This is a genomic window from Fusibacter sp. 3D3 (assembly GCF_001748365.1).
GTDB lineage: Bacteria > Bacillota > Clostridia > Peptostreptococcales > Acidaminobacteraceae > Fusibacter_A.
In genome coordinates this window covers 1-15,697 of the sequence record NZ_BDHH01000016.1, presented here as the reverse complement: position 1 = coordinate 15,697, position 15,697 = coordinate 1, and the positions used below count along the sequence as shown (strand labels likewise).

The window sequence follows — 15,697 nt, the reverse complement described above, 5'->3', positions numbered from 1 at the left end:
TTGATTTTGCTATACCTCTATTATCGTCCTTTTTTGTTAAATTGCCAGTCTTTTTTGATTACAATCGTGTTAAATCTTATCAAACTCTACTTCACAAACTTATGCATTTAGTCTAGAGTGTAAAACAATCCCCAAGCGATTTTTCACTTGGGGATTTATTAGCATTCTGTACTACCCTTCAATGTGTTTAGATGCATTGATTTTTTTGATTTCCTCGATTACAAACGGCAACACTTTGTGCACATCACCTACAACACCCAGATCAGAAACATCAAATATCGGTGCGCCTTTATCCTTATTGATCGCTATAATGAGGTCCGCTTCTTCCATACCCGCCACATGCTGAATTGCACCTGAAATACCACAAGCCAAATAAAGATTTGGTCTAACGGTTTTACCGGTTTGACCAACCTGTCTGTCATGATCCATCCAGCCGCTATCAACTGCCGCTCTTGAAGCAGATACCAATCCACTGAGTTCATCTGCTAAGTCATAAAGAAGTGAGAAGTTCTCAGCAGAACCTACACCTCTGCCTCCAGAGATCAAAACAGTTGATTCTTGAATATCCATTTTTTCTTCTGTTTCCTTTTCAAAAGAAAGCACTTCAACGCATTGGCTATTTTGCTCAAGTTTCATATCAAGCTTAACGATTTCGCCTTTTCTTGAAGCATCTCTCTCAAGTTTCGTCATAACACCAGGTCTTACTGTGGACATCTGCGGTCTATGATCTGGTGAGATAATGGTCGCCATGATGTTGCCACCAAAAGCTGGACGTGTCATCAAAAGCATACGATCTTCATCAATTTCAAGTGATGTACAGTCTGCAGTTAATCCAGTTTGAAGTCTTGCAGAAACTCTTGGTGCTACATCTCTGCCGATTGAAGTTGCACCAAAGAGTACTACTTCTGGTTTTTCAGATCTAATAACTTCTACAAGTGCTTGAGTGTAAGGTTCAGTTGTAAAGATTTCAAGCGCTTCATCATCAATAATCACAACTTTGTCAGCACCATATTCTACCAACAATTTTCCATGCTTTTCGGCTTTAAACCCTGGTAAAACTGCCATCAATGAAACGCCGAGTTCATCAGCAATCTTTCTGCCTTTACCTAAAAGTTCTAGTGAAACATTTTGTATTTCGTTAGAGCGTTGTTCTACAAAGACGAGAACACCTCTATAATCCTGTAAATTCATAGTATCCCTCCTAAATCACAAACTTTTCCTTTAACTTGTCAACAATTGCAGTTGCAAGCTCCTTAGGTGATCCTTCAACCACTTTTCCAGCTGATTTAACCCCTTTAGTAAACGACTTTTTAACTTTCGTAGGTGAACCTTTAAGACCCATTTTTTCTGGATCTGCTTTAATATTTTCAAAAGTCCAAGTTTCAACCTCTAAGTCTCTATGAGCATCTAATATCCCTTTGATACTCATATAACGTGCATCGTTCATTTCCGATAATGTTGTGATTAAGCATGGATACTTCACTTTAACCAATTGGAATCCATCTTCAAAGCTTCTTTTAACGATAGCATGATCCCCTTTGTGCTCAAATTTGGACACATAAGAAATCTGTGGTAACCCTAAATGTTCTGCAATTTGTGGTCCGACTTGAGCTGTATCGCCGTCAATCGCTTGACGACCTGTGATCACTAAGTCAAACTCAATATTCTTAAGTGCAGCTGCAATCGTCGTAGACGTCGCTAAAGTATCTGCGCCAGCGAACACTCTGTCCGTCAATAAAATTACGCGATCAGCGCCCATCGCATATGTTTCTTGTAAAGCGACTTTGGCCTGCGGTGGTCCCATTGTAATAACCGTAATATGAGCACCAAATTCATCTTTCAATCTCAGTGCTGCTTCTAGCCCTGCTTTATCATCAGGATTTATAATACTCGGAACACCATCTCTGATAAGCGTTCCCGTTTTAGGATCTAATTTAACTTCGTTCGTATCAGGAACTTGTTTGATACATACAACAATCTTCATTTTCTCGCCTCCAAACATTCAATTCAATTACTTAAGTTCTGCCGCAGCAATAACCATTCTTTGAACTTCACTTGTACCTTCATAGATTTCTGTGATTTTAGCATCACGCATCATTCTCTCTACTGGATACTCTCTTGTGTAACCATAACCACCGTGAAGTTGAACCGCTTTAGTTGTTACCTCCATTGCCACTTCAGAGCAAAACAATTTTGCCATAGCCGCATCTGAAGAATAAGGTAACTTTTTACTTTTCTTATCTGCAGCAGAATAAAGCAAGAATCTTGCTGCTTCAATTTTAGTTTTCATGTTCGCGATTTCAAATTGAGTGTTTTGGAATTGAGCTATTGATCTTCCAAATTGTTTTCTCTCTTTTACATATTTTACAGTTTCATTGTATGCACCTTGAGCGATACCAAGTGCTTGAGCTGCGATACCGATACGACCACCATCAAGTGTCATCATTGCAACTTTAAAGCCTTTACCAACCCCGCCCAGCATATTTTCTACTGGTACTTTACAATTTTCGAAAATGAGCTCACATGTACTTGAACCTCTGATACCCATTTTCTTCTCTTTTTTACCAACACTAAAGCCCTCAAATGTAGATTCAACTATAAAAGCAGTTATCCCTTTGAGTCCTTTTGATTTGTCCGTCATCGCAATGACGATGTACACATCTGCATAGCCTGCATTCGTAATAAAAATCTTACTGCCGTTTAAAATGTAGTGATCACCTTCTAAGATCGCAGTAGTCTGTTGACCTGAAGCGTCTGTTCCAGCGTTTGGTTCTGTTAATCCAAAAGCACCTAGTTTTTCACCTTTTGCAAGTGGTACGAGGTATTTCTTTTTCTGTTCCTCTGTTCCAAATTCATAAATAGGTGCTGCACATAAAGAAGTATGTGCAGATAAAACGACTGATGTTGTGCCACACGCAACCCCAAGTTCTTCAACAAGGTTGATGTACTGAAAATAGTTTCCGCCTGCGCCGCCGTATTCACGCGGGAATGGAATTCCCATCATGCCTAGAGCTGCCATTTTTTTCACAGTCTCTATTGGAAACTCTTCGTTCTCGTCGATCTCTGCAGCGATTGGTTCAACTTCGTTCTCTGTAAACTTTCTGAACAGATCGCGCATCATTAGATCTTCATTTGTCATGTTAAATGTCATTTTTCTCCCTCCAATTGTTAATATTTTAACTCTTTAATGCAAAAAAATAAAATCCCCATGACACTATTTTAGCACTCCTACTAAAAAAATGACAGGGGATATCTTATTAAAATGTTAACTTTTTTTGAACAATTCTGCTTTTTTGCGTTTATAGGTCTATTTTGTCTCCCTAGAATTTTATAAATTTAAAAAGAAGTAATAATATAAGGATCATAAAACCTATCCACGAATAACGCCTTGCCGCTAGAAAGCGTGCTTTAATACCGTATTTAACTTTATATAAGTTTTTATTTTTATAAGTGAGCTGTTCATCAAAAACGTGATACAATTCTTTTTGTACGTCAATAATCTCTTTTACTTCTCCAGCAATTACCGCTCTGGCAACTTCTGCATCTTTCAGAGGCACCCACAGTTCAAGTGCTCCCGCCTCATTTATTTGCACCCGAGTTCTGATCCCATATCGATTGAGCCTCAGCTCAGAGTCAATATAATCACCTTCGTCCTTATAAGTCACCCGTGTATCGATGAGTGCCCATTTATAAAGTCTTTCCATATGGTATTCCCTTCTTAAATAGCGCTTTCATTATAAAATCCAGCAGTATTGAAAGCACAATGGTAACGAGCGCCCAAGCAAAAACGGTTTCTGTTTGAATGTTTATCTTTGCCATTTGAAAACTACGGCCTATGGAGCTTGGCGTTTGACTCAATACCTCAGAAGCAATTACAATTTTAAGGCCTAGAGATGTAATTGCAATGATGCTACTTCTCAAATATGGCAATATAGAGGGGATATAGATATTTTGAATCACTTTCTTATAATGGACTTCATAAATTTGCGCCATTTCTATAAGTTTCAAATCTGTTTGATGATAACCTTCCAGTGTATTCGCATATACAATCGGAAATGTCACTAAAAAAGTAACGAATATTGGCGAAAGTGTATTGGGCATCCATAAAATCACATAGACAATAATAACAATCGTAGGTAATGTTCGCGTAATTAACAGTAAGGGCTTTAAAAGATGCTCCATGAATTTGAATTGGCCTGCAATCAGTCCAAGTAAAACGCCCACTACAATGCTCATGCTCACACAGATCAGTACCCTTATAAGCGTCATCACAATTGTGGGCAAAAAAGAGGCATCTGATACGACTTGGATCAAAGACTTTAGAGACACCCAAGGGGACGGTAAAATATAAGATTTCCCAATTATAATAGATACTAGCCACCAAATTGCAATTAAAAACACTGATGACAAAATAGTGAAATAAAGCTCTCTATTTTTTATAGTAGAATCCTTCATCTGGCAATTTGCCTCCTATGGCTTCTGGAGATGCCTTTAGTAAAATATCATAAAACATTTCTAAACTGTCTTTGTGCTCATAAGCATTTTCATGCCAAATATTGAGTCCCTCCATTGCTTTCACTATAATAGGCGTAGGTGTTCCAAGTTCAAGCTCCTCGGCATAAGCACCTGCTTCTTTTGGATTTTCATTCACCCAAGTGCATGATTCCTCAAGCTTCGCTATAAAGGCGTCTACCACTTCTGGGTATGCCTCTATGACTGTATTTTTAACCATTAGACCCGCCTGTGGAAACCCACCTTCTAAGCCCGTTGCCTTTTCAAATTCCTCTTGAAAATCAAACAGAACGGTATAAGGGACATCCTTTGTACTTACAACAGAAAGGATTGGTTCAGGCATCAGAGTTATCGTCGATTTACCCGCCAAAAATGTAGGCGCAACTTCTGTCGTTCCAGCTAAATAGATGAGTTTCATATCTTGATCAGGATCTAATCCATTCGCTTCCGCTAAATATCTAAAGATCAAATCTGGGATTAACCCTTGCCCGATCATATAGATCTCTTTTCCTTTTAAATCCTCCCATGAGGTAATATCTAAAGAAGTAATCATGTACAAATTTCCATGCGTGTTGATGCTTGCAAACTTGTAGGGAACGCCTTTATTGTAAAGTTTAATCGCAAGATTGGTGGGCACGATTGCAAAATCCGTTTTTTCACCCATGATTTCGGTTGCCAATAAATCTGTTGCGGTTAGGCTTTCATATTCAACGGTTACATTTTCTTTCAATATAGGCTGCTCATGAATCATTTTAAGCATTGCAATGGTCGTTGCGCCCTCTGGTGTAATTGCTCTCAAAGTCAACGGTTCAAGTATCGGAGACGTTTCTAAATCACTCTCTTCAGGCGTTTGAACAGTTGCCTCAGTTGGCGCCTCAGCCGGCGTCACAGCTGGTGTCTTATTTTCATCTGTTGATGCTACCTTAGGGGTACATGCCGATAAACCGATCATGATCATTAAAACCATTAGTATTGCTGCTATTTTCTGTGTCTTATTTCTTAAATTATTCATATTTCCTCCCAGCACTCTTTTATGCGCTTTCTAATATTGAGTTGTTCTCTTTCTGATACAGCTCTAGGATGTTCAATTGAGATTTCTTTAATAATTCGCGTGGGTTTGTCGCCAAGCACCAATATCCGATCTGCCATTAAAATAGCTTCATCGATATCGTGTGTTACAAACACAACTGTGGTGGTTCTCTCTTCCCACACTTTTATCAGGGCTTCTATAATCTTTGATTTAAGATAATAATCTATCGACTTAAAGGGTTCATCCATAAGCAATAAATCAGGCTCATAAGCAAACGCCCGCGCGATAGCAGCCCTTTGTCTCATGCCGCCACTTAATGCCGCAGGATACTTATCTTCAGCACCCGCTAATCCAAGCATATCAATGAGATGTGTGAGATCATCATCACTAATATTATCTTTAACAAAGAGGATGTTTTCCTTAAGCGTTATCCAGGGCAACAATCGATCTTCTTGAAAAACATAACTTAACCGCTTTGCTTCCGTTATGAGTACACCCTCCGTCGCTTCTAGTATGCCCGACATAATATTGAGCAGAGTGGACTTTCCCGATCCCGAAGGTCCTACTACAGATAGGATTTCAGAACGCTTCACATGCATTGATATGGACTCAAAAATCGGCCCATTTCCATAGTTTTTTGAAACATTCTCTATTTTTAACACATTTGCCTCCAATGACTTGCATATCAAATCAAAGGACCACTTTGATTTATCACGATTTTAACATAAAAAGAGACGTGTCACAACACGTCTTGTAAATTACTTGCTTTTATTGCGCCATGCTCGCGCAAACAGAATACTCAGTCCGCTTCGCTGCCTTCGTAACCCTCGCCAAACAGAATACTCAGTCCGCTTCGCTGCCTTCGTAACCCTCAGTCTAACAGAATACTCAGTCCGCTTCGCTGCCTTCGTAACCCTCGCGCAAACAGAATACTCAGTCCGCTTCGCTGCCTTCGTAACCCTCGCGCAAACAGAATACTCAGTCCGCTTCGCTGCCTTCGTAACCCTCAGTCTAACAGAATACTCAGTCCGCTTCGCTACCTTCGTAACCCTCGCGCAAGCCGGTGGCTTGCAATCAGTGGAAGTTTGCACTTCCACTGATTTTGGAAGAAATACCCCACTTAAAAAAAGTGGGGTATTTCTTCCCTCGGGTTAAATTGATCATTTTCAAGTTTAATAATTTCAAAATAGATTAAACTGGGTTGATGTGTTTTGATGACGATATTTTTGTCGATTAATAGATCGTTTTTTTCTATGATATTTGCGATATAGTCTATTGACCAGCTAAAGGGGACTTCTTGTTTCATTAAGTATTTGACTTTTAACTTGTTGATCCAACTTGAGAAAGGCTTTTGTTCTTCAAAATTATAAAAAGAGAGAAATATTTTACCGTTCTTACGCAATACTCTCTTTGCTTCAACAATAATACGCTCTGGATCATTCGCATTATTGAGTGTGTCGTTTATGATAATCTTGTCAACACTCTCTTGCTCAATACGAATTTCATCTTTATGACCTTCGAAATAATCTGTTTTTAGATCACCATGGAAAATACTAATACCTTCATTTTTCCACTCTAAGATCACATCGATTGGTGTGAAATTGTCAGGGTTCAGTGTTTTTATCCGCTCTGTTGTCATAAATCCCCCAAATTCGCAAATCAATATATGTTGCTCTTTAAAACTACCATAGAGCCAATACAAATACAATGAAATACCTATTAAAAAAATGGGAAGATTTATTCATATTTTTCATCTACTCATTACATATTAGAAACAAACGGACAAATCCTCACTTGTACACGCTGATGTCAGCATAATAATTTAAGGGAGTGATTTGTCCATTTTTCAAGCAGCCTGCTTACAATCTCACAGAATTATAAGTGCTCAGGATTCTTTTTAAAATACACTCGTTTTGCCGTTTCTTTAGTCTTTCTAATCTCTTCATCAATCTGATCTAATTGAATCGAAATAATATCAGTTTCTTCTTTTGGCACATTATAATACAGAAAAAGATCTTCAAATTTCATTAAAGTTTCATTTAAGCGTTTATTGATTTCAATAAACGCTTCAATATTATGACTTTTCACAGCATTCTTAAACTGCTCAAGGTCAATTTCAATGATATCAATAGCATCTTGCTCTTTATCAAATTCTCGAAGCGCCAAAGGGTATGGCTTAATACGCTCCAAGAAATATTTACCTTTTTTGTTGACGTTGTAACAATAGGCCACATCAAACTCTTCCAGTGGAAAAACAACAAAACACATTTTCGAGTTAATCACTTGAACATCAGCCCCCATCTGCCTTAGGCGCATGGTATGTTCCATAACTTCTGCATTCATTAACTTCCTCATAAATTCATCCTTCCCTACACATAAAAGATGGTTAGATAGATACTAGAAATAATAATTGATAAAATCATTAGTGGAAATCCCACTTTCATGTAGTCCATGAAAGAAAGTTTGTGGCCGTGTCTTGAGAGCATTCCAGATACGATAACATTTGCAGATGCACCCACAAGCGTTCCATTTCCACCGAGACAAGCACCAAGCGCAAGCGCCCACCAAAGAGGCCCTATGTCCATACCCGACATAGCTCCCATGGATTTAATTAACGGAATCATCGTTGCAACAAACGGAATATTATCAAGGAACGATGACGCTATTGCAGAAACCCATAACACCAACAACGTTGACATAAAAGGATCCCCTTTTGTCACACTTAATAACTTTTCTGCTAAGTACTCCATGACACCAACATCTTCAAGAGCACCTACCAAAATAAAGAGAGACATAAAGAAAAATAAAGTTGGCCATTCAATCTCAAGAAATATATCCTCTACATCTACTTTACTGATCAAGAGTAGTACAGATGCAAAAAACAACGCAATCGTTGCAGACTCATAACCTAACGACTGATGCAATATGAATCCTAAAATAGTGAACCCAAGCACAAAAAGACTCTTTTTAAGTAAAACCATATCCTTTATAGCACGATTTTCATCCATTTGCAATATTTTAAACTTATTATGATCTTCACAATTATACTGTTTTTTAAATAAAAACTTAAAAACCAGCATGGTTACAATAAAGATAACGACAACAACAGGTGCCAAATTTACAAGAAAATCCATGAATCCAAGACCCGTGGCACTGCCAATCATTATATTCGGTGGATCTCCAATCAAGGTTGCTGTTCCCCCAATATTTGCAATCAATATTTCAGGTACTAAAAACGGAACTGGATTCAACTCTAGTGAATCTGTGATAACAAGCGTCACAGGTACAATGAGCAGTATTGTCGTCACGTTATCCAGTAATGCAGAAGAAATTGCCGTAATAATCGAAAAGGCGACCAGAATCTTCCACGGTTCCCCTTTTGCCATTTTTGCTGCTTTTATTGCAACATATTCAAAAATACCGCTCTTTTTCATAATGTTGACGATGATCATCATCCCAACAAGTAACCCAATGGTATTAAAATCGATATGTGAAAACGCCTGTTCTTGCCCCTCCACATTCAAAATGAGCATTAAAAATGCACCCACCATCGCCACCGCCGTACGGTTAAGTTTTTCAGACATAATGATCAGATATGTCACTGAAAAAACCCCAATTGCTATTACTAACTGATTTTGTAACACCACACACACTTCCAATATTTTATTTTCTTGCTTTTCATTAACCCAACTCTGAAGACAAACGCAAGATATTACTATGTTACGCCTAACACTCTTAAAAATCAAGCTATACAATAAGGTTTTTAGAATAATAAGCTTCTTTTTTAAAAGAATTCTAAATTAAACTCTATTTTTATAAATTTTACACAAAGTAGACACATTGGTGTATTATAATGAGATGAACTTAACTTAATATAAAACTTATTTGCAAGGAGACTCTATTTTACATGAAAAAATATAAATTTCTATTCACCTTTATTTTTGTTGTTTTTCTGGTATCATCCTGTGAAGTTCAACCTTCTGAGCCAGAACCAACAACTAAAAGCATTGAAATTCCAGTGGAGAGCACAAAGCCAATTGAACCAGAACCCACAGAAGCAGAACTCTCATTTGTCACAATTGAAAACAAAATAAACGAAGTTTTCCTGAATTACGCTGAACACTATGATTTGATCGGCAACTTAGAAAACACAAAAATTAGAACGCATATTAATCAATCCATTGAATATGTTATCAATAAGTCTAAAAATAACGCGATTCAAATTGAGCGTTCTCTATATGACCCCTCTGCCGAGACGCCACTTGAAATAGAAATAACCGGAAAACCCATTTATTTCAATGATCAGGTATTAAGCTATGAAATTGTATACAAATCCAAAGATGCAAACGCAGAGGAAAATCTCAGCTACACTTTTTTGAACTATGATCTTGCATCTGGTCAACCTGTGAAACTAAAAGACTTGATCCCATTAGATCAGCTTTATTCACAAATTGAAAAGGTATACCCAAAGTCGTATGAAGAGCCCTTTAATCGAGAGCATATTGAACTCTATAACCTCAATCAATCTTTTCATTTTAAAGATGAAAATAATGCCGTATTCGTGATTTCTCCCTATGAACTGACCTATGAGCAAAAACAGTTTATAAAAGTGCCTTTAACCGATATAAAATACGAGCCTTCAAAAAAAATGATGCTTGGCACTTCAATTCTCAATAGCGAACGCATTGAAAATACTGAGTATTATGATATTTTTTTCTCCTACCCGCATTTTGATGGTCTTGGTAAGCATTATTCAGAAATAAATCAAACAGTAAAGCAACATGCAAATGAATTTTATGATTATGGCGTAAGCATGGCCCTGTTGGATCATAATTCTTCAGAGCAACAAATTATCGATAATCCCGACGCTGCCATTGCACCACCTGATTTAGAAGCGCCTGAGGAAAATGTAATTTCTACTGAAGACAGTGAAATCACGACGGAAAATTCAGACGCCACTAATCTTAATCCGTCAGATTTTGTTTTGCCAACTTACTGGTATAACTTAAGCTATGAAATTTATACGAATAATGAAAAAATATTAAGTTTTGGTCTTTATGATTATCAATATACAGGAGGTGCCCACGGTTTATCTTCTGGTAGTTTTTACTCATACGATTTAGAGCTTGGTAAACAAATCGAACTCAAGGATCTTTTTGAACCTAAATTTGACTATATCACCTATATAAATGATCAAATTTATAGAAAAGTGGATCAAGAAACTAAAAAAAATTCAGAAAGCAGCTATGCCTACTACGATTTTTCTGGTATTGATGAGAATGTCAAATTCTACATTGAAGACAACGAACTGGTCATATTTTTCGATCAATACGAAATAGCCGCTTATGCAGCAGGTACACCCACTTTTAGAATTCCTTTACCTTAAATGTGATTTGCAGTTTAATAAAAACCACACACTTTTTAGTTGACTTTTATTTTAAAGCGTGTAGAATTATATGAGATAGAGGGAGTAACTGCCATTCGTGGAATTTAAGTCGTCAGAACGGATTAATCATCCCGGCTTAAATGATGTAACAGTCGTGTGAGACTCTACAATTATGAACAATAATTGTAGAGTCTTTTTTATTCCATATTATGAGTTCGCGTCCAGCTTCTCACAAGAATATTCAGCTATTGAGAAGTATTCAGATGGGAACGGATTCGAGACAACAAGATTTGAGGCATTATAGTATGATTCAAATCTTGTTCGGATGTTAATATGCCCTCATTTTATTTTATATTGAAAGGTGGATTATATGGAACATTGGATTTCAACATTATTGCTTAATCTCGCAACGCCTCTTATTTTTGTCATTGCAGCTGTGAGCTTATTTACACTCGGAAAGGGCGCAGACATTTTAGTAGATGAATCCGTTGGCATATCGAAAAAACTTGGCATCCCAAAAGCCATTATTGGTGCCACTATTGTTTCCCTTGGTACCACGCTCCCAGAGGCTTCCGTATCCGTCATGGCAGCACTGAAAGGCAATCCGGATTTGGCGCTTGGCAATGCTGTAGGCTCTATCATCGTAGATACCGGCTTGATCATAGGTATTGCCGCTATGATACAACCTATCATCATCGACTATAAAGCGATTAAGGTCCAAAGTTGGATTCAAATTTTATCAGGGTTACTCCTTGTATTTATAAGCTTACCTTTTATCTCGGGTGGGGTTATTCATCAATGGATGGGATTCTTGCTAGTGGCTTTGCTCATAGTGTATCTCGTTTGGTCTCTCAAACACTCTAAAAAAAGTGTTTCAGGTACTACGGATTCTGAATTTTCTGTTGATCTTCTTGAAAACGACTCAGCGGAGGCACAAAATCCTGCCTTGCAATTTTTACTGATGATTTTTGGTATCGCACTTATTATCTTATCTTCTAAAGTCCTTATTCCTTCTGTGGAAGTTATAGCAACGCGCATTGGCATTCCTCAGAGCATTATTGCTGCAACATTGGTTGCCTTTGGAACAAGTCTTCCTGAACTCACCACTGCTATTAAAGCGGTTAGAAAAGGACATGGAGACCTTGCCGTTGGGAACATCATTGGAGCAGATATACTAAACGTTCTTTTCGTAGTAGGTGCATCTGCTTCGTTTACCACTACAGGCTTAGTTGTACCTCATGATTTCTTTACGCTTCAATTCCCTGCACTGATTATTATTTTGTCCCTTTTCAGATTCATGACGCTCAATAAAGATCGCAAAATTTCTAGATTCGAAGGCGGCTTACTCCTTGTAGCTTATTTCATATATTTAGCGCTCAACTACCTCCTGTAAAATCACCATTCACACCACATACTTCGTTTCGTGGCGCGTTTCGTGGCGCGTTTCGTGGCGCACGTGGGAGTTTCGTGGCGTACGTGGTACACAAGGAAACACACAAGGAAACAAAATAAATTGAACATAAAAAGAGACCTCTGAGAAAGGTCTCTTTTTGTGTTTAAGCTTCAGTCAAATTCGCATTTTTTCCGATCGCTTATTGGGATTAGTTGCAAAGATAGCTTGTCTTATTAGATGAGTTCTTTTATGTACGCTATGCACTCTTTGCAAATATGCGTTCCTTTATAAACCACCAAATTGTCTTTTTCTTTACAAATTTTGCACACCGCCACTTTTGAGTTTGTTTTCATCTTTTTTCTCCTTTCATTATATGGGTTATTTAGTTTTTAATTCCTTTTCATTATATTACAAAAAAATCATTTATGCAATATAATTATTAAATAAATATATTTATTTTGTTGTTTTTTTTAATTTTATTTTATTTATCCATTTTTAGGGTGTCTCCCCCCCTACTCCCGATTCCCCCGAACCGGCTCAATGTAGAGCAGGTCATAGATGTTGCCTGTGATGTCGATGTCGGTGATCTCCATTTTGATCACGCCCTTTGGGATGACGTAGAGTGTGGCTTTATAGCTCGGCTTTAGGCGCTCGTTCTCAAAGCTCTGGGTGGAGTCTGCATAGGGCAGGGCRTATTCAAATTGMCAGAGGTCACCTTCTGCGGTTTTCTTGGTGCGTCTTAGGCGTTCTGGGAAGTAGTATCTCGTTTTAAAGTCATCTTCATAGCGGTAGACGTTGTTGTACTTGTCCCAGTAGGTCATGGATTCCAGTTCTGGGCTGAGCCTTAGGAGCGCCYTTTCTATATCCCCTTGGATTAAGGCTTCAAAGATCACRCATTCGTGTGATAGAAACCGGTGRGGTTCTATGGTGGTGACTTCGCCCTTGAGTGTGGTCTGTCCTCGCCAGTGGTTCCAGTAGCCTATGGCRTCGAAGTATTTGACGGTTACRGGYTGATAGTCAAAGGGCACTTCGTCTATGGCACGGTTCCCTGATAACGTCTGGGTTTCAAACCTTGCGGTGTACTGTCCAGAGGGTGCTGGTGCACCTGTGACTGGATCTGTTGCGATGACTTTTATATTGCGCTTCCATGTCTCTTCGTCTTCTAGGCGATTCGCTTTATGCGTTTCTGAGGTTTTGGATAGAGCAAATGTCTTTTCATAGGAGGTCCCTGAAAAGAGTCTGACGAGGGTCTCGTTTGAATATCGCCCTGTGATGCCTTTGAGGTCATAGGTGTTGCCACTTTCTGCGGTGAGTGATGCGGTGATTTTAACGGGTGTCTTCACTTTGAAAGGGTGTGTGTTGATCATCTGGTCCTCGTCCGAAATCGGATAGTCTACACTTGTGCTCGTCTTTAGGTCTTTTAGGGCGAGTTCGATTTGATAGTCCCCATCTTTGTAAGGCGCTGGAATCTCTATGGTGATGTCATGCCAGTGCCTTTCGCTTGCATTTGGTTCGGTGTAGTGAGCGGTATCGATATTCGTATAAACAGCATACTTTTTAACGGTTATGCCGTCATTACTTTTTAAAGTGACTTCTATGCCATGTGCTAAGGTGGTGTTCACTTTTATGTCTTTGAGTTTTAGAATTTCTGATGCGGGGATACTTTGGGTGTTAAATTCTGGTCTTTCTGTGATTAGGGTGCTGGTCAGGGTTATGGGCATTTCATCAGGCATTATAAACACCCTTTGATTGATCTTCGAGGTCGCCCCTTCTAGGTCTGTGACGGTAAGGGCGATTTCAAGGGTATCTTTGTAGTTAACATTTGTAGGCTTGCCTGTGTGCCATGTGGTCTCGTTATTGATCTTATATGCCCAGTCCCATTTAATAATGCCTTTGTTTGCCATTGAAACATGGTCAAGGTCATAGGATAGATCGTTTAGGGTGATGCCTATGTCTGCGTCCTTGTAATCATAGGTGAGGTCAAAGCCTGCTATGGGCCGTCTGTGCACATAGACTTTTAAGGTGGCTGGGTCTGATGTTTTATTGTAGTTCATAAACCGTGCATCTGTGCTAGGTTTGTCTGTTGCGCTGTATTCGATGGTAAATTTGCCCACTTTGTCAAAGGTGGTCAGGGGTACGGCTAATACTTGATTGTGATAGGCGGATAAACCCATGGTGTTTTCAAAGTAGTCTTTGTCGTGGATTGCCTTTGACTGCTCTGAAAGTTTCGGGTCTCCTTCAAAGTCTCTGTAGAATTTGTCATAGGTGATGGTGTCTTCTCCATAGACGAGGTATAGGCCACCATCAGGTGCTCTTTGGATACTGTTGAGGTTACTGATATCCGTTAAAATGCTTTCAAGGGCACCCAGTCCATATTTTTTACCGTTTGGTTTTGCGGTTAAGAGCTGATTGAGGGTGATGACTTCTAAATTCAGCTTCGATTGTTTGTTATTATACTTTGGATCACATGAGATGTAGACGTTTAGATCTTGTGCTTTGATAAAGTCTGTAAGGGCTGATGTAGCTGTTTTAAACGAATCCCCTTTGGCAAGGTAGATGAAGTATCGGTTTGAGTTTAGCCTGTAAGTTGAGGTGGTGGCATCGTTTACGTCTATGACTTCGATGTTTCGACCAGGATAGCGAAAATCTATATTAACCCATCCCCCTTCGTAAACATTTCTTGTTATTTCATAGGGCGCACAAGGAACCAATTCGTAGCCACCATCTTTTCGTGAACCTACCCATTCAGATCTATGTGTTACCCACTCTTTTATGGTACCCGTAATTGTTTTTTGAGCGTCCCAATGGATTAAGTGCGTACCATTATAATAAACAACATAATCATAACTATCTGTTGGATTATAGGGCACTAAGCTTACAAAATCTTGTGGATATTGTTTTACAAGATTGACTCCAAATGTAAATGGCGGTTCTTCTACAAAATAATTTCTCGCTTGTTCACTCCAAACCCATTCCCATCCGCCTGTTGATGCGATGACTTTGTAAAGTCCTTTGTCTTTACTTACATAGTAAATACCATATTTATCCGCTGCAATATCAATAAAATCATATCCACCAAGACAAGTCACTTCGATTGCTGTTGGAGCGTTATCCATTATTATTTTACCCGCGGCTGATGTCGGATGCCTGTTTTTCCCCGATCTATAAAACCCACCTACTAATTGGGGGCTTTGCCCTGCTGTAAAAAAACGATGATCTGTTGTCATGCCAAGCACCAATCCATTTCGAACTTCAATACGTGTTATGTTATTAAAATTCGGAATTTGTTGAAATCCAAGCGTTGCGCTTACAGGATAACGTCCTTCCAGTCTTAAATTCGCAAGATTTACAGCAAAGCACGTCCTATTTTCTTCCC

General features: G+C 38.7%; 14 protein-coding genes. 3 read left to right on the top strand and 11 right to left on the bottom strand.

Annotation, left to right across the window (positions count from 1 at the left end):
* Positions 1–171: 171 nt before the first annotated feature.
* The 10 genes from F3D3_RS16685 to F3D3_RS16640 form a co-directional block, all read right to left on the bottom strand.
* Positions 172–1,191, bottom strand: coding sequence for an electron transfer flavoprotein subunit alpha/FixB family protein (locus F3D3_RS16685; RefSeq protein ID WP_069875593.1), 1,020 nt, complete (start codon positions 1,189–1,191; stop codon positions 172–174).
* A 10-nt stretch (positions 1,192–1,201) separates the two neighbouring features.
* Positions 1,202–1,984, bottom strand: coding sequence for an electron transfer flavoprotein subunit beta/FixA family protein (locus F3D3_RS16680; protein WP_069875592.1), 783 nt, complete (start codon positions 1,982–1,984; stop codon positions 1,202–1,204).
* 27 nt (positions 1,985–2,011) lie between these two features.
* Positions 2,012–3,151 (bottom strand): acyl-CoA dehydrogenase, encoded by a 1,140-nt coding sequence (locus F3D3_RS16675; protein ID WP_069875591.1) that lies wholly within the window; start codon positions 3,149–3,151, stop codon positions 2,012–2,014.
* A gap of 169 nt (positions 3,152–3,320) precedes the next feature.
* Complete coding sequence (locus F3D3_RS16670; RefSeq protein ID WP_069875590.1) at positions 3,321–3,704, bottom strand: hypothetical protein; 384 nt, start codon at positions 3,702–3,704, stop codon at positions 3,321–3,323.
* Positions 3,688–4,455: an ABC transporter permease gene (locus tag F3D3_RS16665; protein WP_069875589.1), complete on the bottom strand. Its 768-nt coding sequence runs from the start codon at positions 4,453–4,455 to the stop codon at positions 3,688–3,690. Before F3D3_RS16665 ends, F3D3_RS16670 begins: the two co-directional genes overlap by 17 nt.
* A complete protein-coding gene (locus tag F3D3_RS16660) occupies positions 4,430–5,524 on the bottom strand; it encodes an ABC transporter substrate-binding protein (RefSeq protein WP_069875588.1) in 1,095 nt (364 codons plus the stop codon). The genes F3D3_RS16665 and F3D3_RS16660 overlap by 26 nt, the downstream gene beginning before the upstream one ends.
* Positions 5,521–6,204 carry an ABC transporter ATP-binding protein gene (locus F3D3_RS16655; protein WP_242877160.1) on the bottom strand — a complete coding sequence of 228 codons (684 nt, stop codon included), beginning with the start codon at positions 6,202–6,204 and terminating at the stop codon, positions 5,521–5,523. The genes F3D3_RS16660 and F3D3_RS16655 overlap by 4 nt, the downstream gene beginning before the upstream one ends.
* Before the next feature lie 458 nt (positions 6,205–6,662).
* Positions 6,663–7,181 carry a class I SAM-dependent methyltransferase gene (locus tag F3D3_RS16650; protein ID WP_069875587.1) on the bottom strand — a complete coding sequence of 173 codons (519 nt, stop codon included), beginning with the start codon at positions 7,179–7,181 and terminating at the stop codon, positions 6,663–6,665.
* A gap of 236 nt (positions 7,182–7,417) precedes the next feature.
* Entirely contained in the window at positions 7,418–7,897 is a 480-nt protein-coding gene (locus F3D3_RS16645; RefSeq protein WP_069875586.1) for a hypothetical protein, read from the bottom strand.
* Between the two features lie 14 nt (positions 7,898–7,911).
* Positions 7,912–9,126 carry an SLC13 family permease gene (locus F3D3_RS16640; protein WP_069875686.1) on the bottom strand — a complete coding sequence of 405 codons (1,215 nt, stop codon included), beginning with the start codon at positions 9,124–9,126 and terminating at the stop codon, positions 7,912–7,914.
* 323 nt (positions 9,127–9,449) lie between these two features.
* Here F3D3_RS16640 and F3D3_RS16635 point away from each other — a divergent pair, with 323 nt between their 5' ends.
* The 3 genes from F3D3_RS16635 (at position 9,450) to F3D3_RS16630 (ending at position 12,321) form a co-directional block, all read left to right on the top strand.
* Positions 9,450–10,928, top strand: a complete 1,479-nt coding sequence (locus tag F3D3_RS16635) for a DUF3298 and DUF4163 domain-containing protein (protein ID WP_069875585.1) — start codon at positions 9,450–9,452, stop codon at positions 10,926–10,928.
* A gap of 209 nt (positions 10,929–11,137) precedes the next feature.
* On the top strand, positions 11,138–11,260 hold the full coding sequence (locus tag F3D3_RS24930; protein WP_255364401.1) for a hypothetical protein: 123 nt from the start codon (positions 11,138–11,140) through the stop codon (positions 11,258–11,260).
* Between the two features lie 38 nt (positions 11,261–11,298).
* A complete protein-coding gene (locus F3D3_RS16630) occupies positions 11,299–12,321 on the top strand; it encodes a calcium/sodium antiporter (protein WP_069875584.1) in 1,023 nt (340 codons plus the stop codon).
* Positions 12,322–12,833: 512 nt separating this feature from the next.
* Here F3D3_RS16630 and F3D3_RS24255 read toward each other — a convergent pair.
* The coding region (locus tag F3D3_RS24255) for a hypothetical protein (RefSeq protein ID WP_207645394.1) at positions 12,834–15,697 on the bottom strand (2,864 nt) is incomplete at its 5' end.

Excerpts from the sequence above, each read along its gene's own strand:
- F3D3_RS24930 (WP_255364401.1), top strand. The coding sequence starts at position 11,138 with ATGAGTTCGCGTCCAGCTTCTCACAAGAATATTCAGCTATTGAGAAGT.
- F3D3_RS16650 (WP_069875587.1), bottom strand. The coding sequence starts at position 7,181 with ATGACAACAGAGCGGATAAAAACACTGAACCCTGACAATTTCACACCA.
- F3D3_RS16645 (WP_069875586.1), bottom strand. The coding sequence starts at position 7,897 with ATGAGGAAGTTAATGAATGCAGAAGTTATGGAACATACCATGCGCCTA.
- F3D3_RS16680 (WP_069875592.1), bottom strand. The coding sequence starts at position 1,984 with ATGAAGATTGTTGTATGTATCAAACAAGTTCCTGATACGAACGAAGTT.
- F3D3_RS16685 (WP_069875593.1), bottom strand. The coding sequence starts at position 1,191 with ATGAATTTACAGGATTATAGAGGTGTTCTCGTCTTTGTAGAACAACGC.
- F3D3_RS16630 (WP_069875584.1), top strand. The coding sequence starts at position 11,299 with ATGGAACATTGGATTTCAACATTATTGCTTAATCTCGCAACGCCTCTT.
- F3D3_RS16665 (WP_069875589.1), bottom strand. The coding sequence starts at position 4,455 with ATGAAGGATTCTACTATAAAAAATAGAGAGCTTTATTTCACTATTTTG.
- F3D3_RS16675 (WP_069875591.1), bottom strand. The coding sequence starts at position 3,151 with ATGACATTTAACATGACAAATGAAGATCTAATGATGCGCGATCTGTTC.
- F3D3_RS16635 (WP_069875585.1), top strand. The coding sequence starts at position 9,450 with ATGAAAAAATATAAATTTCTATTCACCTTTATTTTTGTTGTTTTTCTG.
- F3D3_RS16640 (WP_069875686.1), bottom strand. The coding sequence starts at position 9,126 with ATGTCTGAAAAACTTAACCGTACGGCGGTGGCGATGGTGGGTGCATTT.
- F3D3_RS16670 (WP_069875590.1), bottom strand. The coding sequence starts at position 3,704 with ATGGAAAGACTTTATAAATGGGCACTCATCGATACACGGGTGACTTAT.
- F3D3_RS16660 (WP_069875588.1), bottom strand. The coding sequence starts at position 5,524 with ATGAATAATTTAAGAAATAAGACACAGAAAATAGCAGCAATACTAATG.